Origin of the sequence: Saccharopolyspora gregorii, from assembly GCF_024734405.1 — a bacterium.
Taxonomy (GTDB): Bacteria; Actinomycetota; Actinomycetes; order Mycobacteriales; family Pseudonocardiaceae; genus Saccharopolyspora_C; species Saccharopolyspora_C gregorii.
This window is the reverse complement of record NZ_CP059556.1, coordinates 5,601,982-5,622,450: the sequence shown is the minus strand read 5'-3', so window position 1 is coordinate 5,622,450 and position 20,469 is coordinate 5,601,982. Positions and strand designations below refer to the sequence as shown.

Sequence of the window (20,469 nt, the reverse complement as noted above, 5' to 3'; positions counted from 1 at the left end):
AGGTGGTTGAGTAGGTTCCCGCACGCGGGGAGGGGCGGGCGGGCACCATGCTCAGCTGACGCGTGGACATGCCAGGGGAGGAAGCATGACCGGGTTCAGGATAGACCCAGAGGCGCTCGAGGCGGCGATCCGAGAACTCGAGGATGCGCGGGAGAATGCAGAGGCGCTCGCGCAGAACTCGCGTACGGCCATGCCTGGGGAATTGACGGCGAAAGACGCCACCACTGCGACTGCTCGTGATCTATTCCGGGAACGTGCAGGCGGCGCTGACTCCTCTTTGCAGGGAGCTGCCGCTGAGATTGTTAAGAAGCTGAACGAGAAGATCGATTCATATCGTTCAACGCTCGAAGAATACAGGATTGCTGACGATAACGCGACGGTTGATGCTGACCGGGTTGGGCGAGCGTAAGGAATGCAATTGTTGAACTCGCCGGTGATGCGGTCCTTGGTGGTCACCGCAGCTTCTGTGGTGCTGGTGTCCGGCTGTGCGGTAGGTGGCGATTCGCCGAATGAGGGCGGTGACCCCTCATCTTCGACAGGTAAGCCTTCCGGGATCGCCGATCCGCGTGATGCTTCCGGCATACCGCCGTGTGAGCTGATGAAGGCGTCCGATGCCCAGGAGTTGGGGTTCGGTCCCAATGGCAAGGTTACTCCGAACGACCTGGATCCGACCATGCCGGACGGCTGCACATGGCGCTCCGCGGAAGGGGCGACATCCGTATCCCTCAGTGTCATTCCCAATCGTACTATTCAGCAGTATCGGGATGCATCTGCGAGCTTCGTTGACTATGCCGAGCTGAACATTGCTGGCCACCCTGCTGTTCGGGCCAACGACGATCTTCCGGAGAATGGAAGCTGTGGCATCTATCTCGCCGCGAAGGATGATCAGATCCTGTTTTCGTTCGCTTTCGATGCACCTAGCGGTGGTGAACCTTTCGATCCGTGTTCTTATGCGCAAGGTGCGCTAGAGCGGTCGGTTTCCGTTCTTCCTTCGGTGAAATGAGAGGTTGAAAATGACATCTCCTGCATCGGGATCTGACGTCATCAGCGGCTCCGGCATGTGCTTCGCAGGTCTCGCGAAGCAGCTGCGTGCCGACATGGGTGGTTCTCCTGAAGCCGGTTCGCTGCCGAGCGCGCTGAACCACGGTAGTGCGGCGTGGGATACGGCGCGGAAGAAGTTCGAACAGCTCGCCACGGACGTCGAATCGGCGCTGCGCAAGGCCGAGTCCGCGCACGAAGGTCGCGCCGCCGATGCCGCGCAGGCGTCGATCAACGAGATCGTGCCGCACGCGCGGGCGGCCGCGGAGACCGCCGGTGCCGTGAGCAAGGCGCTGGAGAACCAGGCCACCACGCAAACCTCGACCTTCCACGAAATCCCGGGCAAGGGCGAGACCCTCAACAACGGGCGTGAGGTGCAGCTCGATCCGCCGCAGAAGGGCTGGGTCGAGGAAGGCGGTTGGGACGACACCTGGATCCTCGGCTGGGCGAGTGACTACGAGGAGCGGATGGAGGACTTCCAGCTCACCAACGATCGCGCGGTCGAGATCAAGGAGCGGTACCAGCGGGAGACCGAGGCCAACCTCAACTCGGTGCCCGAGTTCCAGCCCATGCCCGGTGAGGAGTCGAACTCCCCGGCCCCCGGCGCGACCACTCCGTCCGCGCGGGATGCGATGGGGAATTCGCAGTTCAGCAGCGTGTCTTCGTACGGTGGTGGGGTTCCGGCGGGGACTTCGTCGTCGTGGGCGTCGTCGCCGACTCCGGGTGGTGGGGCTCCGTCGCTGGGCACCGGGAACTCCGGTGGGGTTCCGGCCGGGTCCGGTTCCGCGTGGGCTCCGTCGCCGCAGGCGGGCGGCGGGCTGGCACCGGGCGTGGTGCGCGGTCCGGACGGCACGTTGTACCGGCAGAACCCGCAGACCGGGGCGTGGGAGCGGCAGAACCCGTACAACGGTCGCTGGGCTCCGGCACCGGGCGGTGGTCCTGGTGGTGCCGCGGGTGGTCGCGGTGGCGTCGGTGCTGGTGGTTCCGGGGGCCGCATGGGCGGCCTCGGCGCCGGTGCTGGTGCCGGTTCGGGCACGGGCGCCGGTGGTCGCGCCGGGATCGGTGGCCTGGGCGGTGCCGGTGGCGGGACGTCCGCGTCCGGTGGCGCCGGTGCGGCCGGTGCTCGCGGCGGTGCGGGCGCGCCGGGCGGCGTGGGCGGTGGGCAGCGCGGTGCTCAGCAGGGCGAGGACGCCGAGCACGAGCGGCCGAGCTGGCTCATCGAGGAGGAAGACGTGTTCACCAACGACATGCGGGCGGTGGCCCCGCCGGTCTTCGGCGACTGGGAGAACCAGGACCGCTGATGGCACGAGGCAGGATGTCGATCAGCCCGTTGGCCGCCGCCTACCTGTGCGAGCGGTTCGACAGCCACGTCCACCCGCTGCTGCGGGTGGGCAGGCTGGCGGGCGAACCCACCCGCGACGAGCTGGCTCGCGCCGCCGAACTCGGCAGGCAGGACCTGGCCCGACGCGGGTACTTGGAACGGGACGAGCTGCACCCGTTCCTGGACGACGCGTGGCAACTGCTGTCCCGGCCGCCGCTGGCGGTCGGGGTGGCGGTGCACGCCAAGCGCGGCACCTCGTTCAACGCGGTCTGCGTCGAGCACGGCCGCGCCACGGTGCGCGCGTACCAGGCCGACGGCGAGAACAACGACGACCTGCAGGACATCGTGCTCAGCAGGCACGAGTACGGCGGCCCCGCCGGCAACGCGGTCGAACTGATCGGCGCGCCCTCCTCGGGTGGCGGCGGCACGGCCAGCGTGCCGGTCGAAGTGCTCGACGGCGCGACCGCGCGGATGCGCCGCAACCCCACCGGCAGCCTGCTCAGCGCGCTCACCGGCGCCGGGGTGAAGAGCGCCGACGCGCGGGTGCTGGCGTCGGTGCTCACCGCGGAACGCGAACTGGACGGGGTGTTCACCGCGCGCAGCCACGACCGCCGGGTCGGGCGCACGCACCGGCCACCGTTCTCGGTGTCGTTCTTCACCGGGGCCGACGGCTGCTACCTGACGCAGAAGCGGGAAGGCGGTGACGGGCGCCAGTGGTTCACCGTCGCGCCCGCCGACCGGCGCAAGCTGACCGCCAAGATCGAAGAGATGGCGCGGCTGGTGGCACTGCCCGCCGCCCGGTGACTCACCGGCGGGCGGTGCTGCCCCGCGCGACGAGGTGGGCCGACAACGTGCGCGTCGCCGGCTCACCGACGTCACCCCCGATGCGGCGCAGCAGCAGCTGCGCACCCAGCGCACCCATGTCGTAGGCGGGCTGCGCGACCACGCTCAACGGCGGGTCCAGCAGCGTCGCCCACGGCGCGTCGTCGAACGCGATCACGCCTACGTCGCGACCCGGCCGCAGGCCCAGTTCGCCCAAGGTCTCCAGCACGCCCACCGCCATCGCGTTGTTCGCGACCAGCAGCGCATCCGGCGGCTCCGGCCGGTCCATCAGCTGCCGCGCCGCGCGCCGGGCGCCCGCCGCGCGGAACTCGGTGTGCCGCACCAGGCCCGCGTCCGCGAGTCCCGCCGTGCGCAGGCCGTCCCGGTAGCCGGCCAGCCGCGCGTCCGCCGTCGGCATCCCGCTCGGACCGGTCAAGCAGCCGATGCGGCGGTAGCCCTGGTCGGCCAGGTGCAGCGTGGCGCTCCGCGCCGCACCACCGCTGTCCACCAGCACCGTGTCCCCACCACCCGGCAGCGGCCGGTCCAGCGCGACCACCGGGACCGCGTGCGCCCGCAGCAGCGCGGCGCTCTCCTCCCGGCCGGTGGGGGACAGCAGCACCCCGGCGACGCGTTCCTGCAACGCCACGTCCAGGTATTCGCGTTCCTTCGCCGGATCGTCGTCGGAGTTGCACAGCACCACCGAATACCCGGCGGCGTGCGCCACGTCCTCCACGCCGCGCGAGATCGCGGTGAAGAAGGGGTTCTCGACGTCCGAGATGATCAGCGCGAGCACCGCGGTCTCCTGCTTGCGCAGGTTCCGGGCCGGGCCGTTCGGCCGGTAGCCCAGCTCGTCCGCCGCGGCCACCACCCGCGCCGCCAGCGCCGGGTCCACCGTGCTCTTGCCGTTCAGCGCCCGCGACACCGTCGCGGTGGAGACCCCGGCCCTGGCCGCCACATCACTGATCGTCGCCACCGGACCTCCTGCTGTCGGCTGGCCGCGTGGTCGCGGCGCGGATTCCTTGACAGTTCCGACGAAGCCAGAATAGCTTCCGAGAAATCGATTGCTCATAACCCGGTCGGTCAACGATGCACGAACTCGGGTGCAGGCGGCAGGCGCGGAACCCCAGCGCAGGCGGACCCGGAGCGACCGGCCGGGAGCGGTGCAAGTCGAGGAACCGGCGTTCCGAACCCGGGACGGCGGCGAGTCCGGACCCAGCACGTTCCGAGAACCCGGGAGGCCCCGTGGCCCGCATCGGTGTCATCTCCATCTCCGACGGTCGTGATCACGTGCACGCGCGCAACGCCGACTTCATCCGGCTCAAGCAGGACGGTCTCGTCGCCGCGCTCACCGCGGCCGGGCACGAGGTCGTCGCCGGTCGAGAACTCGTCGCCGACAACGTGCTCGCCACCACCGTGGCCCGCGAGGTCGCGGCCGCCGACGTGGACGTCACCGTCCTCTACTACGCGGTCTGGTCGTTCCCGCACTTCACGATGCTCGCCGCCGACGCCACCCGCAGCCCGCTGGTGCTCGTCGCCAGCACCGACCCCACCGAACCGGGCCTCGTCGGCATGCTCGCCGCGGGCGGTGCGCTCGACCAGATCGGGCGCGAGCACACCCGTGCCTGGGGCGCTCCCGACGACCCCGAGCTCGCCGCCACCATCGGGGTCCAGGCCACCGCCGCCGCGGCCGTCGGCTCGCTGCGCGGCTCCACCTTCGGTCGCTTCGGCGGCCGGCCCATGGGCATGAACACCGCCGTGGCCAACACCGACCAGTGGCAGCGGCAGTTCGGCATCGACGTCGAGGAGATCGACCAGTACGAACTCGTGCTGCGCGCCGAGAAGGCCGATGCGGCCGAAGCCCGCAAGGCCCGCGAGTGGATCGAGCGGCACGCCGCCGGGGTGCACTACGACGGCGCGAAGCTCACCCCCGAACTGCTGGAACGCCAGATCCGCTCCTACATCGCCGTCCGCGAGATCATCGCCGAGCGGCACCTCGACTTCTCCGGCATCAAGGGCCAGCCGGAGCTCACCGAGAATTTCGCGACGATGGACGTCACCGAGGCCTTCCTCAACGACCCCTACGACTGGAACGGCCCCAAGGACACCCACGTCTGCGCCACCGAAGCGGACATGGACGGCGCGCTCACCATGCAGCTGTTCAAGCAGATCGCCCGCACCCCGGTGCTGTTCGCGGACGTGCGGCACTACCACGCGGACCGCGACATCTGGGACCTGTGCAACTCCGGCCAGCACGCCACCTGGTACGCGGCGCGCAGCGACGACCCGGCCGAGAACCTCGCCAAGGTCAACTTCTACCCGGAGGTGTTCTTCTTCCCCGCGGGCGGCGCCTCCGTGCAGCACATCGCCGCGCCCGGTCAGATGACCCTCGGCAGGCTCACCAGAGAAGCGGGGGAGTACCGGCTGCAGCTGATGCTCGGCGAGTTCGAGAACTACGACGAGGACACCAACCGCGCCCTCGTCGAGCAGTCCACCCCGGAGTGGCCGCACGCGTTCGCCCGGCTCGACGCGCCCGGCGAGGTGTTCCTGTCCAGGTTCGGCGCCAACCACGTGCACGCCGTGCCCGGCGACCACCGCGCCGCGCTCCGCGCCGTCGCCGGCCAGCTCGGCGTCCGCCTCGACGAGTGGACCCGCGGCTGAGCGGCGCACCGGATCGAACAAGCCGGAACGGGCCGAAACAAACACGCGCGCGTCCCGCATCGAAGCGCAGGTCAGAGCGCTGGTCCAGCGGCCATCGGCGGGAACCGGGCTCCCGCCGATGGCCCAGCGGGCCGCGCGCGTGCCCGAATCGGACAGGAGTGCGGATCGCCCGGGCGGCGGGTCTTTACGATGCCGCGGGGAACACCGGACGAGCGGGAGGAACAGCGATGGCTGAGGGCGTGCTGATCGGGATCGACATCGGAACGTCGAGTTCCAAGGGGGTCCTGGTCACCACCGACGGGCGGATCGTGGCCAGGTCGACCAAGCCGCACGACACCTCCTACCCGCACCCGGGCTGGGTCGAGCACGACGCGGAATCGGTGTGGTGGAACGACTTCACCGCCATCGTGCGGGACCTGCTGCCCGCCGCCGAGGGACGCACGATCGAAGGACTCGGCGTCAGCGGCATCGGACCGGTGCTGCTGCCCGCCGACGGCGACGGCAACCCGCTGCGGCCCGCGATCCTCTACGGCGTCGACACCCGCGCCACCACCGAGATCGCCGAGCTCACCGAGGAGTTCGGCGCCGACGAGATCCTGCGCCGCGGCGGCTCCGCGCTGACCAGCCAGGCCGTCGGGCCGAAGATCCGGTGGCTCGCGAAGAACGAACCCGAGGTGTACGCGCGCACCGAGAAGCTGCTCATGTGCAGCTCGTACCTGGTGCACCGGCTCACCGGGCGCTACGTGCTCGACCACCACTCCGCCAGCCAGTGCGACCCGCTCTACGACCTGCGGGCCCGCGACTGGTCGAAGGACTGGGCGCAGCGCGTCGCCCCCGACCTGCCGCTGCCCGAACTCGCCTGGCCCACCGAGGTCGTCGGCCGCGTCGGAGCGCACGCCGCCGCCGAGACCGGGCTGCCCGAAGGCCTGCCCGTCACCACCGGCACCATCGACGCCTGGGCCGAGGCCACCAGCGCCGGCGTGCGCGAACCCGGCGACGTGATGCTGATGTACGGCACCACCATGTTCTTCGTGCAGGTGCTCACCGACCCGCGGCCGCATTCGGCGCTGTGGGGGACCTGCGGAGTCTTCCCGGACACCTACACGCTCGCCGCGGGCATGGCGACCTCCGGCGCGGTCACCGACTGGATCCGGCGGCTCGTCGACGGCGACTTCGCCGAACTCGTCGAGCAGGCCGCGGGCGCGCCCGCCGGCAGCCGCGGCCTGCTGCTGCTGCCGTACTTCGCGGGGGAGCGGACGCCGATCTTCGACCCGGACGCGCGCGGTGCGCTGCTCGGGCTCACCACCAGCCACGGGCGGGCCGAGGTGTACCGGGCAGCGCTGGAAGGCATCGGCTACGGGGTGCGGCACAACCTCGAAGCGATGAGCTCCGCGGGCGGCCGGGCCGGGCGGCTCGTCGCCGTCGGTGGCGGCACCCAGGGCGGGCTGTGGACGCAGATCGTCTCCGATATCTCCGGCCAGGAACAGCAGATCCCCAGCGAGACCGTCGGCGCCGCGTTCGGCGACGCCCTGATGGCCGGAATCGCCACCGGCACCGCCGTGGACGAGCGGCAGTGGAACCCGGTCGCTCGCACCGTCGTGCCCGACCCGGAGCGCACCGAGCGCTACGACGCCTTCTACCAGCACTACCTGGAGCTCTACCGCGCCACCGCGGACATCCAGCACTTCCTCGCTCGTCAGCAGCACGCTGCTGACGAGTGATCGCTTCTTCCCCTGCTGATCGGGGGGTGGGGTGGCGGAACCTCAGCTGCCTTCTCGCTGCGGGATCTTTTTCGCAGGTGGCTCCGCCACATGCGAAAAAGCTGTCCTCGCGAGAAGGCAGCTGAGAACCCGCGGGTGGTCCGGCTGCGTGCTCGGTCGGCAGCTCAGCGGCTTCGCCGCTGACATGAAGGACTATGGGGGCGCTGGGGGAGTTCGCGGGCGGGGCGTGCGTCCGGGCTCGTCGTTCGTCCTGGTTTCTTGCGGGTGGTACTAGTGCCACCCGAACGGGTGAGGGCCTTGTTAAGGTCCTCAGCGGTCGGCGCCGGTGGACGGAGCCAACGGTTCCGGGAGGGCGGCATGGTCTCGGCACGGCGGATCTGGCGAGCGGTGCTGGCCGGAACGGCGGTGCTGGCCGTGACCGCCGGATGCGCCGTCTCCGCCGGATCCGGCAGCGGCACGCTGATCGGAGCGGCCGCCGCCGACCTCGGCGCGGCGCGGGTCGTCACCGGTCAGGTGTACGCGACGCGCGCGTCCGGGCCGCTCGCGCTGGACCTGTTCCTGCCCGAAGGCGCCGGACCGCACCCGCTGGTGGTGTACGCGCACGGCGGCGGCTGGGACGCGGGTGACCGTGGCCTCGACGGGCACCGCGCCGTCGGCGGTGCCGCCGAATCGCTGGCGGCCGAACGGATGCTCGGCCGGGGCTTCGCGGTGGCCACGGTGGACTACCGGCTCAGCGACCTCGTCCCCGCCCCGGCGCAGGTCGAGGACGTCGCGGAAGCCGTCCGCTGGTTGCAGTCGCACGCCGGTGCGTGGGATCTGGACGCCGACCGCGTGGTGCTGTGGGGCGCCTCGGCCGGCGGGCTGCTCGTCTCGCAGCTCGGCGCGATCACCGACGACCCCGGTGAACCCGGGGGCGGGCTCACCGGCATCCGCGCGGTGATCGACTGGTTCGGGCCGACGGACTTGAGCGCCGAAGCGGAGCTGGCGACCCCGCAGCTGTCCGACTACTCGCGCCGGACGGTGCGCAAGTACCTCGGCTGCATGCCGAGCGAATGCCCGCAGCACGCGGCCGCCGCCAGCCCGATCCGCAACCTCTCCGGCGCCGAGCCGCCGTACCTCATCCAGCACGGCACCAAGGATTCGCTGGTGCCGATCGCGCAGAGCCTCAACTTCGCGGCCGAGCTGCGCGAACTCGGCGTGGACGTGTCGCTGCACCCCTACGACGACTTCGACCACGGCTTCACCCCCGGCCCGAGCGTGCCGATGATCGTGGACGCGATCGACGAGTTCCTCGCCGCTCACGTCTGACCCGAGGTCAGTTCTCGGCCGGGTCGCTGCCCACCAGCCCCTCCTCCTCCCGGCGCACCGTGCCGATCGAGGCGGCACCGCCCGCGCCCTCCGCGAGCGGCTGCACCGCGCCGCGGAACGACTCCAGCGCGTCCAGCTCGCGGCGGCGGGCGGAGACGAAGCGCTGCAGGTGGGTGCTGGACAGGTTCACCGCCTCCACCGCGCCGGACGCGGCCCGCTGCGCGCGCACCGCCTGCGAACGCACCTGCTCGATGTCCTCCGCGATGGTGCGCTCAGTCGCCGCGAACAGCGCGGCCGAGGCCAGCACCGCGAAACCCGTGGGGCCGCACAGGAAGACCCGCTTGTCCAGCAGCCAGGACAGCAGGCTCGGATCGGTGTCCAGCGCGGTGACCACGGCCGCGTCCGAGGGCACGAACATGATCGTCCCGTAGATCGCGTCCGCCCAGCGCTGGTAGCCCTTGCCGGACAGCTCGGTCGCCCGCGAGCGGATGTTGCGCACGTGCACCCGCAGCGCATCGCCGCGCTCCTGCGGGTCGTCGGTCTCCATCGCCTCCGCCCACACCGCGAGGCTCGCCTTCGCGTCCACCGGCACCTGCCTGCCGCCGCCGACGGCGAGCACCAGGTCCGGCCGCGCCGCGCCGCCACCGGCCAGGTCGGTCTGCACGCTGAAGTGGACGCCTTCCCGCAGCCCCAACGACTTCGCCGTCTCGACGAGGACCTGCTCGCCGAGCTCGCCGCGCCCGGTGATGGACGCGAACGCCACCTCGTACCGGCGCAGCGCGGCCTGCTGCTCCACGGTGCGGGCGCGTTCGGACTCCACCATGCGCAACGCCTCGTCGGCGCGGTGCGCGGAGTCGGTGTAGAGCCGCCAGATCAGCACCAGCGCGGCCGCGAACAGCAGCACCAGCACGATCACGACGGCGATCAGCACGCCCATGGCGATCTCCTCTCGGCCGGGAACGGTCCTGATCATTCCGCATCCGGCCGGTGATCCGGTCCCGATCGGGGCGAGGGCCACCGGATCGGCCCGATCGGCCGCGTTCTCCCTGGCAGGAGCGCACGTCAGACTCGCCGTCCGCGTGTCGGCGCAGCGGCTCACCGGACCGCCGCCGGGCCCGCCGCGAGTCCGCCGCGGTGTCGATCACCTGCGAAGACGATGTCGCGAGCAGCGTCTCGACGGCCCCGACGCAGCGTGATCGAGGCCGGAGCCGTTCGGTAACTTGACCGCCATGCGGGTGCTGCACACCTCCGACTGGCACGTGGGGCGGACGTTCCACGGCCGAGACCTGCTCGCCGAGCAGGAAGCGGTCCTCACCGGACTGGCCGACCTGGTCACCGCCGAAGACGTCGACGTGGTCGTCGTCTCCGGCGACCTCTACGACCGCGCCGTGCCCTCCGGCGAGGCCGTGGAGACCTGCGTGCGCGTGTTCGGCGCGCTCCGCGCGGCCGGGGCGCGGCTCGTCGTCACCCCCGGCAACCACGACTCCGCCGCCCGCGTCGGCGCCTTCGGCGAGTTCGCCGCCGCGGGTGGGCTGCACCTGCGCACCCGCATCTCCCGGCTGCACGAACCGGTGCTGCTCGACGACGAGCACGGGCCCGTCGCGTTCTACGGGATCCCCTACCTGGAACCGGATCCGGCGCGCCAGGTCCTCGACTCGCTGCCCGACGTGCCCGGCGCGGCCCCGGTTCAGGGCCGCGGGCACGAACCGGTGCTCGCCGAGGCGATGAACCGCGTCCGCGCCGACCTCGCGGGCCGGCCCGCCGGAACCCGGTCCGTCGTGCTCGCGCACGCCTTCGTCGTCGGCGGTGACGCCAGCGAATCCGAACGGCCCATCGCCGTCGGCGGCGTCGACACCGTGCCCGGTTCGGTCTTCGACGGCGTGGACTACGTGGCGCTCGGGCACCTGCACGGGCCGCAGACCCTCGCCGAGCACCTGCGCTACTCCGGGAGCCCGCTCGCCTACTCGTTCTCCGAGGCGCGGCAGCGGAAATCCGCCTGGCTCGTCGACCTCGACGCCGACGGGCTCCACGAGGTGCGCCGCCACGAACTGCCCGTGCCGCGCGCGCTCGCGACCGTCCGCGGCCGGCTCGACGCGCTGCTCGCCGAACCCGAGTACGCCGAGTTCGAGGAGTGCTTCCTGTCCGCCACGCTCACCGACGACGTGCGGCCGGTCGACGCGATGCGCGCCCTGCAGGAGCGGTTCCCGCACGCGGTCCACCTCGAATGGCAGCCGGAGAACGGCCGCGCCACCGCGGAACTGCGCTACTCCGAAGCCGTGCGCGGGCGGGACGACACCACCATCGCCGAAGGGTTCGTCGCCGACTGCCGCGGATCCGAACCCACCGGTGGCGAACGCGCGCTGCTCGCCGAAGCGCTGCACGCCGTGCAGGTCGCGGAGGTGCGGGAATGAGGCTGCACCAGCTCGCGATCACCGCGTTCGGGCCCTACCGGGACCGGGTCGACGTCGACTTCGACGCGCTCGGCACCGACGGCCTCTTCCTGCTGCACGGCGACACCGGCGCGGGCAAGACCAGCCTGCTCGACGCGATCTGCTTCGCCCTCTACGGCGCGGTGCCCGGTGCGCGCGAACAGGTCAAGCAGCTGCGCTGCGACACCGCCGCCGACGACGTGGCCACCTCGGTCGAGCTGGAGCTGACCGTGCAGGGCCACCGGCTGCGCGTCGTGCGCAGCCCCAAGTACGACCAGCGCAAGAAGCGCGGTGAAGGCACCACCACCCGCAACGCCAAGGCCTCGCTGACCTGGATCGGCGACGCGCCCGGCGACGCTCCCTCCGAAGGATCCAGCCGCATCGACGAGGTCAACCGCAGCGTGCAGCGGTTGCTCGGGATGAGCGTCGACCAGTTCACGAAGGTCGTGCTGCTGCCGCAGGGCGAGTTCGCGAACTTCCTGCGCGCCGAGACCACCGAACGCGAGAAGCTGCTGGAGAAGCTGTTCGGCACCCAGCGGTTCGCCGACGTCGAGCGGTGGTTCGTCGAGCACCGCCGGGAACGCGGCCGCGACGTCGAAGCACACCAGCAGCAGGTGCGGGAACTGCTCGCCCGCGCCGCCCAGGTCGTCGGGCAGGACCCGGAGGACGGCGCCGACGAGCGGCACTGGCTGGAGAGCTGGGAGAAGCACCTCGCCGCCGAGCTCGACGAGACCCGGCGGCAGCACGTCGAACTCGCCGCCCGCCGCGACGCCGCGGAACAGGAGCTCACCGCCCGCCGCGAGCTCGCCGACAAGGTCCGCCGGGTGCGCGGCGCCCACGCCGAGCTCGCCGAACTCGACGCGCAGCAGGCCGAACACCGGCGGTGGCGCACCGAACTCGACGCCGCCCAGCGGGTGCTGCCGGTGCTCACCGCGCGCCGTGCCGTCACCGAAGCCGAGACCGAACTCGACCGGGCCGCCGGGGAAGCCGCGCACGCCGAAACGGGCTGCCCCGACCCGGACGCCCCGCTCGACGAGCTGCGCAGGCGTTCCGGCGAACACCGCGAACGCGCGGGCGCGCTCGCCGAACTGCTCCCCGAAGCCCGCAAGCAGGACACCGACCGCGCCCGGCTCGCCGAGCTCGACCGCGGGATCGACGCCGACGAACGCGCCACCGCCGAGCTCGACGAGCAGCAGGCCGCGCTGCCCGACCGCATCAGCACCGCCCGCACCCGGCTCGACGAGGCCAAGGAAGCGGCCACCCGCCGCGACCAGGTCGAGGCGAAGGTCGAAGAACTCGCCGACCTGCTCGGCACCGCCCGCGCCGTGCCCGCCGCGCAGCAGGCCCACGAACAGGCCGCCGAAGCCGCCCGCCGCGCCGTGGACGAGCACCAGCGCGCCCGCGAGACCGTGCTGGACCTGCGCGACCGCAGGCTCGCCGGGATGGCCGCCGAACTCGCCGCCGGACTCACCGCGGGGGATCCGTGCCCGGTGTGCGGGTCCGCCGACCACCCCGAACCGCGCTCGGCCGTGGACGACTCGGTCGGCGCCGAGGACGAGGAACGCGCCCAGCAGGCCGAACAACGCGCCCAAGCCCGCCGCGACAGCACCGCCGCGGCGGAGACCGACGCGCGCAGGCACCTCGAACTGCTGCGGCACCGCCTCGGCGACCGCGGCACCGACGACCTCGCCGCCGAGACCACCTCCGCCACCGAACGCCGCGACGCGGTGCGCGCGCTCGCGGACCAGACCCCGGCGCGCAGCCGGGAACTCGCCGAACTGGAATCCGCCGCGCAACGGCTCACCGAGCAGCGCGGCGAGCTGGACCGGCGCATCGCCGCCGCGCGCACCGAACGCACCGGCCTGGCTGAGGCGATCGAGGCCCGTGCCGCCCGGCTGGACGCCGCTCGCGGCGAGCACCCCGACATCGACGCGCACCGCGCGCACCTGCTCGAGCAGGTCGAACGGCTCGACCGCCTCGTCGCCGCCCGCACCGCCCGCGACGACGCGGACGCCCGGCTCGCCAAGCAGCGCGAAGCCCTGCGGGCCGCGGCGGTCGACGCGGGCTTCGCCGACGTCGACGAGGCGCTGCGCGCCGAACGGGACGAGAGCCGGCGCACCGAGCTCGCCGACGCCCTCACCCGCGCCGAGCAGCGACGCGCCACCGCCCAGGCCGCGCTCGGCGGCGAAGAGCTCTTCGGCATCGACGCCGACACCGAGGTCGGGCTCGACGCCGCCGCCGAAGCCGCCACCACCGCCCGCGAAGCCGCCGAACGCGCCGCCATCACCGCGCAACGCGTCGAACAGCGCGAACAGGACGTGCGGCGGCTCGCGACCCGGCTGCGCGCGGCCTGGGACGAGCTCGGCCCGGCGCTCGCCGAACACGCCGAACTCGAAGCGCTCGCCGACGTCGTCAACGGGCGCGGGCAGAACGCGCGGAAGATGTCCCTGCGCTCCTACGTGCTCGCCGCCCGGCTGGAGGAGGTCGCGGTCACCGCGACCCGGCGGTTGCGGCGGATGAGCGACGGCCGCTACTCGTTCGTGCACTCCGACGCCGCGGGCGCGCGGGGCACCCGGGGCGGGCTCGGGCTCGACGTGCTCGACGACTACTCCGGGCAGACCCGCTCGGCGAAGACGCTCTCCGGTGGCGAATCGTTCATGGCCTCGCTGTCGCTGGCGCTCGGCCTCGCCGACGTGGTGGCCGCCGAGACCGGTGGGGCACTGCTGGACACGCTGTTCATCGACGAGGGCTTCGGCACGCTCGACGCGAACACCCTCGACCTCGTGATGGACACGCTCGACGAGCTGCGCGCCGGTGGCCGAGTGATCGGCCTCGTCTCGCACGTGGACGAGATGCGCCAGCGGATCGGGGTGCGGCTGCGGATCCGGAAGTCGCGGGACGACGGCTCCACCATCGAACTCGACACCTGACCCCCGCCCGGACTCGCAGCGGGTACGGGCGGCGACCGGATGACAGCTGGGGGATTGCTCCCTAATGTCGGAGTCATGGCTCACTCCACGATCATGCGTTCCCGCGTCGGCAAGCTCGTCGGCGGCGCGGCGGGCGCGCTCCTCGCGCTCACCGTCACCGCGGGTTGCAACGACCCGGCCCCGCCGCCGCAGCAGCAGCAGCAGGAACAGCAGGACGGCGACCAGCAGGACGGCGACCAGCAGGACGGCGACCGCCCGGACCAGCAGGACGACCAGCGCGACGGCGACCAGCAGGACCACCGGCACGACGACCACGAGGACGACCAGGGCGACGGCGAGCAGGACGACGACTGACGTCGTCACCCGGATCGGCCGCACGCCCCGTTCCCGCGCCGCGGACCGGGCGTGCGGCCGAACCCGGCGCGCACGGATCGGGTGCGGGCCACCTGCGTCGATCGCCGCCCGCACCACTTAGACTCACGGCCCGTGAGCCTCACCCTCGGAATCGTCGGGCTGCCCAACGTCGGCAAGTCCACCTTGTTCAACGCCCTCACCAGCAACGACGCGCTCGCGGCGAACTACCCGTTCGCGACGATCGAGCCGAACGTGGGTGTGGTGCCGTTGCCCGACCCCCGACTGGCCGAGCTCGCCGAGCTGTACGGCTCCGAGAAGCTGGTGCCCGCCACCGTGTCCTTCGTCGACATCGCCGGCATCGTGAAGGGCGCCTCCGAAGGCCAGGGCCTCGGCAACAAGTTCCTCGCGAACATCCGCGAAGCCGACGCGATCTGCCAGGTCATCCGCGTGTTCGACGACCCGGATGTGGTGCACGTCGACGGCAACGTCGACCCGTCCAGCGACATCGAGACGATCAACACCGAGCTGATCCTCGCCGACCTGCAGACCCTGGACAAGGCGCTGCCGCGGCTGGAGAAGGAAGCCCGCACCCACAAGGACAAGCGTCCTGCGCTGGACGCGGCCAACGAGGCGAAGCGCGTCCTCGACGAGGGCACCACCCTGTTCGCCGCGAAGCTGGCCGACGTCCCGGAGCTGCGCGAGCTGAACCTGCTCACCACCAAGCCGTTCCTGTACGTGTTCAACGCCGACGAAGGCGTGCTCTCCGACGAGGCCCGCAAGCAGGAGCTGCGCGACCTGGTCGCCCCCGGCGACGCCGTGTTCCTCGACGCCAAGGTCGAGTCCGAGCTGATCGAGCTCGACGAGGAATCGGCCCGCGAACTGCTGGAATCGGTCGGCCAGCCGGAGCCGGGCCTGCACGCCCTGGCCCGCGCCGGGTTCCACACCCTCGGCCTGCAGACCTACCTGACGGCGGGCCCGAAGGAGGCGCGCGCCTGGACCATCCCGCAGGGCGCGACCGCCCCGCAGGCCGCGGGCGTGATCCACACCGACTTCGAGCGCGGCTTCATCAAGGCCGAGATCGTGTCCTTCGCCGACCTGATCGAGGCCGGTTCGATGAACACCGCGCGCTCCGGCGGCAAGGTCCGCATGGAGGGCAAGGACTACATCATGGCCGACGGAGACGTCGTCGAGTTCCGCTTCAACGTGTGATCGGCGGCGTTACCGCTGGTCAGGGGGCACGATGATCTTCGTGCTTCCGCCGCGGGTGGCGGAGGTGCGGCGAGTCGTTCCGCCGCGCCGCGCGGTCCGACGTGGCTGAGCCGACGATCCGCGAGTCGACCGGGGCCGACGAGTTCCCGGTGCTCGTGCGGATCTGGCGCAGCGCCGTCGACGCCACCCACGACTTCCTCGATCCGCGGGATCGCGCCGAGATCGAGGAACGCCTGCCCGTCGAGCACTTCCCGCAGGTGCGGCTCGGCGTTGCCGAACTCGGCGGTGCGCCGGTCGGTTTCGCGGGCACGTCCGGGCCGAGCCTGGAGATGCTGTTCGTCGACGCGGCGCACCGCGGGCGAGGAGTGGGCCGAGCCCTCCTCGCGCACGCGGTGGCCGAGCTCGGGGTGACGTCCGTGGACGTCAACGAGCAGAACGAGCAGGCCGTCGGGTTCTACCTCCGGCACGGGTTCACCGTCACCGGGCGCAGCGAGCTCGACGACGCGGGGCGGCCGTACCCGCTGCTGCGGATGTCCCGCCGCGAGCCGCCCAGGACGTAGCCGGTCGGGCGGCGCTCAGGTGAGGATCGGCGCGACCCGCACGATCACCTTGCCCCGGCTGTCGCCGCGGAAGATCCGGTCCAGCGCGACCGGGGCGTTCTCCAAGCCGTTCACCAGGTCCCGGCTGTGGCGGAGCCTGCCGTCGGCCACCCGCGCGGCCAGCTCGGCGGTGATCTCGGCGAAGCGGTCGGCATGATCGGTGACCAGGAAACCGCGGGCGGTGGCGCGCTGCTCGACCAGCTCCACCAGGTTCCGCAGGCCGTGGCGCTGTGCCGGGTCGGCGCTGTAGTCGGCGATCATGCCGCACATCGCGAGGCGCGCCCCGGTGTTGATCCTGCTCAGCACGTGGTCGAGGATCTCGCCGCCCGCGTTCTCCACGTCCGCGTCGATCCCGTCGGGAGTGGCCGCGTCGAGCAGTTCGCGCCACCGCGGATCGTGCCGGTCGACGCAGGCGTCGAAGCCGAGCTCGTCGACGACGTAGCGGCACTTGTCCGGCCCGCCCGCCACGCCGACCACCCGCGCCCCGCGCTCGCGCGCCAGCTGGCCGGCGACCGAGCCGACCGCACCCGCCGCCGCCGACACCACCACCGTCGCGCCCGGCTCCGGCGCCGCGATCTCCACGGCCAGCCACGCGGTGATGCCGGTGAGCCCGAAGACGCCCAGCAGGTCCTCCGGGGACGCGGGCAGCGGGTCGGGCAGCACGGTGAACGGCTCGACCAGCGCGGCATCGTCGGCGACCTGGTAGTCCTGCCAACCCGTCCAGCCCAGCACGTGCGCGCCGACCGGCAGGTCCGCTCGCCGCGAGGCGACCACCCGGCCCACGCCGAGGCCGCGCACCACCGCTCCCACCTCCACCGGCGGGAGTTCACTGCGGAAGTCGCTCAGGAACACGCGGCTCGACGGGTCGACGGAGAGCACCAGGGTGCGGACCAGCGCCTGCCCGTCGGCCAACTCCGGTGTTCGCTCCGCGACGAGCTCCAGTTCGGGTGCGTCCGCCACGCCCGCGGGCCGCCTGCGCAACCGGAACGCCCGGTTCTGCTGGATCACTGCCATCGCCCTCTCCTCGGTCCGACCCGCCGCCGGGTCGCCTCGCCCCGCTGATCCGGGGCGCACGTCCCGCTGTTCGGGACGTCGAGGCGAGTCTCGGTTCGGCGCGGGCCGACGCGCCGCGTACCTGCGCGCCATCGGGGAGTACCGGGCGGCCGTCCGCTCGATCACGACTGGTGGCCGCGGCGGTACTCGTGCGGGGAGACGCCGTGCACGGCGCGGAACCGCCGGTTCAGGTGGCTCGTGTCGAAGAAGCCCCAGCGCCGCGCCAGGGCGGCGATCGTCACGTCGCCGGTCAGCAGTTCTTCGCGCACCCGGGCTATCCGCTTGGCGCGCAGCACGCCCGAGAAGGTCTCGCCCACCTCCGCGAACAGCCGACCGAGGGTGCGCACCGAGATGTTGTGCGCGGCCGCCACCTCCTCGGCGGACAGGCCGCTGCTGCCCAGCCGCTCGTCCAGGTAGCGCTCCACCGCGGCTCGCCGGGCGGGCAGCAGCGCCAGCGGATCGAGCGGCGTCCCCGGGTGCAGCGCGCCCCAGACCAGTTCGAGCAGCGCGTTGCGCGCCGCCACCGCAGACCCTGCGGGCAGCTCGGGCAGCACCGGATGGAGCGCGTCGAGGTAGCCGCGCAGCAGCCGCACCCCGGGAACCCGGCCGCCCGCCGGTTCGCCGACGCGCAGCGGACAGCCCACGTCGTCGAGGATCCCGCGCGGCACGACGAGGCTGCGCGCGGTCAACGGGCGGTCCGCGCTGCACCGCGCCGGGCGGCGACTGTCCCACACCAGCACGTCCCCGGGGACCAGCGACCACTCCGCACCGCCCTGCTCGAAGCGGACACCCCCGGCGTCGACGAGCAGCACGACGACGAAGTCGCCGTCGGTCCCGGCGAGCTGGCGGGCACCGCGCACCCCGCTGAACGGCGCGGTCGCGCACTCGACCAGCGCTAGGTCGTCGATCCGGTGGCGGTGCAGCGAGGCGCGGAACCCGTCCGCGGGTGGCGGTATCCGCACCGACCAGGGCAGGTCGGCGGTCGCCAGCGCGAACTCCGCTTCGACGGGGCTCGCGCGGCGGGGCCCCTCGACCGGCAGCGGATCCGGACGGTTCGACATCGCATCACACCGTTCGAGAGCGGCACGGCGCCGCGGAGAGCGAGCAGGTTCGACCGGAGGAACACCGCCACCGCGCCGAATAGTTCCGGTCGACCGGTGCGCATCGGGACCGGTGCCGGATCGCGATGATTGCCGATCGGCTGACCCTCGATCGAGGACGAACGGCGGGGCGACCGCGATTCCGGCGCCCGCCACCGCACCGACCCGGGCACGTCCGAGTGAAAGCGCTGCGGGGTCGGTAGCGCAGCGCGGCCCGCCGCGAACTGCGGGCGGCGCACCCCGGAACAGCTGAGTCGCACGCCGTGACCAGGCGATTTACGTTGTGCGCATGCAGCACATCACCCTGATCTGCGGAGACTGCAACGGCAAGGGGTGCAGCAACTGCGGCGGCACCGGCACGATCACCATCGTCGAGGACTAGGACCGCGCCGAGCGGCCGCGAAACCCGCCCCGAGCAGGCCGTGCGCGGCGGGCAGCGCTGCTAGCGTGCCGAAATGGCCGCCAACGGGACCGTCCTGGTCATCGGAGCCGGGGTGATCGGGCTCAGCACCGCCGTGATCCTCGCCGAATCCGGCGTGCCGGTGCGCGTGCGCACCGACGAGCCACCCGCCGACACCACCTCCGCCGTCGCCGGCGCGATCTGGGGGCCGGCGCTGCTGCAACCTGCCGACCGGGTGCGCCGGTGGGTCGCCGACACCTACCGCGCGCTGGTCGAACTGGCCGCCGACGACACCAGCGGAGTGCACCTCGCCACCGGGCGGATGGCCGCCCGCGTCGACCTCGGCGACCAGCTGCCGCCCGAAGCGCTGCTGCTGCCCGACCTGCGCCGCTGCACCCCGGACGAGCTGCCCGCCGGGTTCCGCAGCGGCTACCGGGCGACGCTCCCGCTGATCGACATGCCGCGCTACCTCGAACACCTCACCGGGAGACTGCTCGCCGCCGGCGGCGAACTGCTGATCAGCCCGGTGTCCTCGCTGGCCGACGCCGCGGCCGAAGCGGACCGCATCGTCAACTGCACCGGGGTCGGCGCGCACGAGCTCGTCGGCGACCCCGGCGTGCGGCCCGTGCGGGGGCAGCACGTCCTCGTCCGCAACCCCGGCATCAGCGAGTACTTCGTCGAAGTCGGCGCCGGACCCGAGTTCACCTCGTACGTCCCGCACGGCGACCGAGTCGTGCTCGGCGGCGTCGCGGGCGAGCACGACTGGTCCCGCGCACCCGACCGCGACGACAGCGCCGCCGTGCTGCGCCGCTGCGCGCAGGTCGAACCGCTGCTCGCCGGCGCCGAAGTCCTCGGCGAGACCGTCGGACTGCGCCCCGGGCGCGACGCCGTGCGGCTGGAAACCGAACGGTTCGGCGGCGCCACCGTCGTGCACGACTACGGGCACTCCGGCTGCGGGGTGTCGCTGTCCTGGGGCTGCGCCGCCGAAGCCGCCGGGCTCGTCCTCGGCCGACCGGTGCGCTGACCGGCTCACGCCAACGCGTCGACCACCCCGTCGATCTCCTCCGCCAGCGTGAAGTCCTTCGCGGTGAGGCCACCCGCCGAATGCGTCGAGAGGGCGAACACGACGGTGCGCCAGCGGATGTCCAGATCCGGGTGGTGGTTCTCGCTCTCCGCGATCTCCGCGACCCGGTTCACCGCCTGGATGGCCTGCGGGAAGCTCGCGAACTCCACGCTCCGCACGATCGTGGTGCCGTCCTGGGCCCACTCCGGCAGCCGGGACAGCGATTCGGCGACCTGGGTGTCGTTCAGCAGTTCGGTCATGCCCACATGGTGGTCGTCGGACGGCCGGAACGCGACCGTCGACCCCCGGCTCGGTGGCGGCACGTAGACTGCCGGTCGCCACGGGAGTCCAGCGCGCTGGGCTGAGAGGAGGGGCGCATCCCCTCGACCGTCCGCACCTGAACCGGATCATGCCGGCGCAGGGAGGTGTCGCGATCAGCTCGAGTTCGCACGCGTGGCCGAGAC

General features: G+C 72.4%; 18 protein-coding genes and 1 riboswitch. Of the genes, 13 read left to right on the top strand and 5 right to left on the bottom strand.

The window, feature by feature from the left end:
* Window positions 1–85: 85 nt before the first annotated feature.
* The 4 genes from H1226_RS24585 to H1226_RS24570 are packed head-to-tail and all read left to right on the top strand — an operon-like array spanning window position 86 to window position 3,163.
* Window positions 86–409 (top strand): hypothetical protein, encoded by a 324-nt coding sequence (locus H1226_RS24585; protein ID WP_258343135.1) that lies wholly within the window; start codon window positions 86–88, stop codon window positions 407–409.
* A gap of 12 nt (window positions 410–421) precedes the next feature.
* Complete coding sequence (locus H1226_RS24580) at window positions 422–1,003, top strand: DUF3558 domain-containing protein (protein ID WP_258343131.1); 582 nt, start codon at window positions 422–424, stop codon at window positions 1,001–1,003.
* Window positions 1,004–1,013: 10 nt separating this feature from the next.
* Complete coding sequence (locus H1226_RS24575) at window positions 1,014–2,339, top strand: hypothetical protein (protein WP_258343130.1); 1,326 nt, start codon at window positions 1,014–1,016, stop codon at window positions 2,337–2,339.
* A complete protein-coding gene (locus H1226_RS24570; RefSeq protein ID WP_225043699.1) occupies window positions 2,339–3,163 on the top strand; it encodes an ESX secretion-associated protein EspG in 825 nt (274 codons plus the stop codon). The genes H1226_RS24575 and H1226_RS24570 overlap by 1 nt, the downstream gene beginning before the upstream one ends.
* A 1-nt stretch (window position 3,164) precedes the next feature.
* Here the strand turns inward: H1226_RS24570 and H1226_RS24565 are convergent, their stop codons facing one another.
* Window positions 3,165–4,154 carry a LacI family DNA-binding transcriptional regulator gene (locus H1226_RS24565; protein ID WP_224960761.1) on the bottom strand — a complete coding sequence of 330 codons (990 nt, stop codon included), beginning with the start codon at window positions 4,152–4,154 and terminating at the stop codon, window positions 3,165–3,167.
* Window positions 4,155–4,423: 269 nt separating this feature from the next.
* Between H1226_RS24565 and H1226_RS24560 the strand changes: the two genes are divergently transcribed.
* From H1226_RS24560 to H1226_RS24550, 3 genes are all read left to right on the top strand, one after another.
* On the top strand, window positions 4,424–5,839 hold the full coding sequence (locus H1226_RS24560) for an L-fucose/L-arabinose isomerase family protein (RefSeq protein WP_258343121.1): 1,416 nt from the start codon (window positions 4,424–4,426) through the stop codon (window positions 5,837–5,839).
* 227 nt (window positions 5,840–6,066) lie between these two features.
* Complete coding sequence (locus H1226_RS24555; protein ID WP_258343118.1) at window positions 6,067–7,560, top strand: FGGY-family carbohydrate kinase; 1,494 nt, start codon at window positions 6,067–6,069, stop codon at window positions 7,558–7,560.
* 357 nt (window positions 7,561–7,917) lie between these two features.
* Entirely contained in the window at window positions 7,918–8,868 is a 951-nt protein-coding gene (locus tag H1226_RS24550; RefSeq protein ID WP_258343116.1) for an alpha/beta hydrolase, read from the top strand.
* 7 nt (window positions 8,869–8,875) lie between these two features.
* Here H1226_RS24550 and H1226_RS24545 read toward each other — a convergent pair whose 3' ends face one another.
* Window positions 8,876–9,805 carry a DNA recombination protein RmuC gene (locus tag H1226_RS24545; protein ID WP_224956087.1) on the bottom strand — a complete coding sequence of 310 codons (930 nt, stop codon included), beginning with the start codon at window positions 9,803–9,805 and terminating at the stop codon, window positions 8,876–8,878.
* A gap of 292 nt (window positions 9,806–10,097) precedes the next feature.
* Here H1226_RS24545 and H1226_RS24540 point away from each other — a divergent pair, with 292 nt between their 5' ends.
* The 5 genes from H1226_RS24540 (at window position 10,098) to H1226_RS24520 (ending at window position 16,350) form a co-directional block, all read left to right on the top strand.
* Window positions 10,098–11,279, top strand: coding sequence for an exonuclease SbcCD subunit D (locus H1226_RS24540; RefSeq protein ID WP_224956086.1), 1,182 nt, complete (start codon window positions 10,098–10,100; stop codon window positions 11,277–11,279).
* Window positions 11,276–14,227, top strand: coding sequence for an AAA family ATPase (locus H1226_RS24535; protein ID WP_258343113.1), 2,952 nt, complete (start codon window positions 11,276–11,278; stop codon window positions 14,225–14,227). The genes H1226_RS24540 and H1226_RS24535 overlap by 4 nt, the downstream gene beginning before the upstream one ends.
* A gap of 75 nt (window positions 14,228–14,302) precedes the next feature.
* Window positions 14,303–14,581, top strand: a complete 279-nt coding sequence (locus H1226_RS24530; protein WP_258343108.1) for a hypothetical protein — start codon at window positions 14,303–14,305, stop codon at window positions 14,579–14,581.
* Between the two features lie 132 nt (window positions 14,582–14,713).
* On the top strand, window positions 14,714–15,790 hold the full coding sequence (gene ychF, locus H1226_RS24525) for a redox-regulated ATPase YchF (RefSeq protein WP_224956083.1): 1,077 nt from the start codon (window positions 14,714–14,716) through the stop codon (window positions 15,788–15,790).
* Between the two features lie 101 nt (window positions 15,791–15,891).
* On the top strand, window positions 15,892–16,350 hold the full coding sequence (locus tag H1226_RS24520; protein ID WP_373689983.1) for an acetyltransferase: 459 nt from the start codon (window positions 15,892–15,894) through the stop codon (window positions 16,348–16,350).
* Between the two features lie 15 nt (window positions 16,351–16,365).
* Here the strand turns inward: H1226_RS24520 and H1226_RS24515 are convergent, their stop codons facing one another.
* Together H1226_RS24515 and H1226_RS24510 are read right to left on the bottom strand one after the other, a co-directional pair.
* The gene (locus H1226_RS24515) at window positions 16,366–17,403 is read right to left on the bottom strand and encodes an MDR family NADP-dependent oxidoreductase (protein ID WP_258343107.1); all 1,038 of its coding nucleotides are present in this window, start codon (window positions 17,401–17,403) and stop codon (window positions 16,366–16,368) included.
* Window positions 17,404–17,564: 161 nt separating this feature from the next.
* Entirely contained in the window at window positions 17,565–18,503 is a 939-nt protein-coding gene (locus tag H1226_RS24510) for an AraC family transcriptional regulator (RefSeq protein WP_258343106.1), read from the bottom strand.
* Between the two features lie 494 nt (window positions 18,504–18,997).
* On the opposite strand from H1226_RS24510, the gene H1226_RS24505 reads away from it, so the two are divergent.
* Window positions 18,998–19,966, top strand: coding sequence for an FAD-dependent oxidoreductase (locus H1226_RS24505; RefSeq protein ID WP_258343105.1), 969 nt, complete (start codon window positions 18,998–19,000; stop codon window positions 19,964–19,966).
* A 5-nt stretch (window positions 19,967–19,971) separates the two neighbouring features.
* Here the strand turns inward: H1226_RS24505 and H1226_RS24500 are convergent, their stop codons facing one another.
* On the bottom strand, window positions 19,972–20,265 hold the full coding sequence (locus tag H1226_RS24500) for a 4a-hydroxytetrahydrobiopterin dehydratase (RefSeq protein ID WP_258343104.1): 294 nt from the start codon (window positions 20,263–20,265) through the stop codon (window positions 19,972–19,974).
* A gap of 70 nt (window positions 20,266–20,335) precedes the next feature.
* Window positions 20,336–20,446, top strand: a riboswitch (TPP riboswitch).
* The last annotated feature ends 23 nt before the right edge of the window (window positions 20,447–20,469 follow it).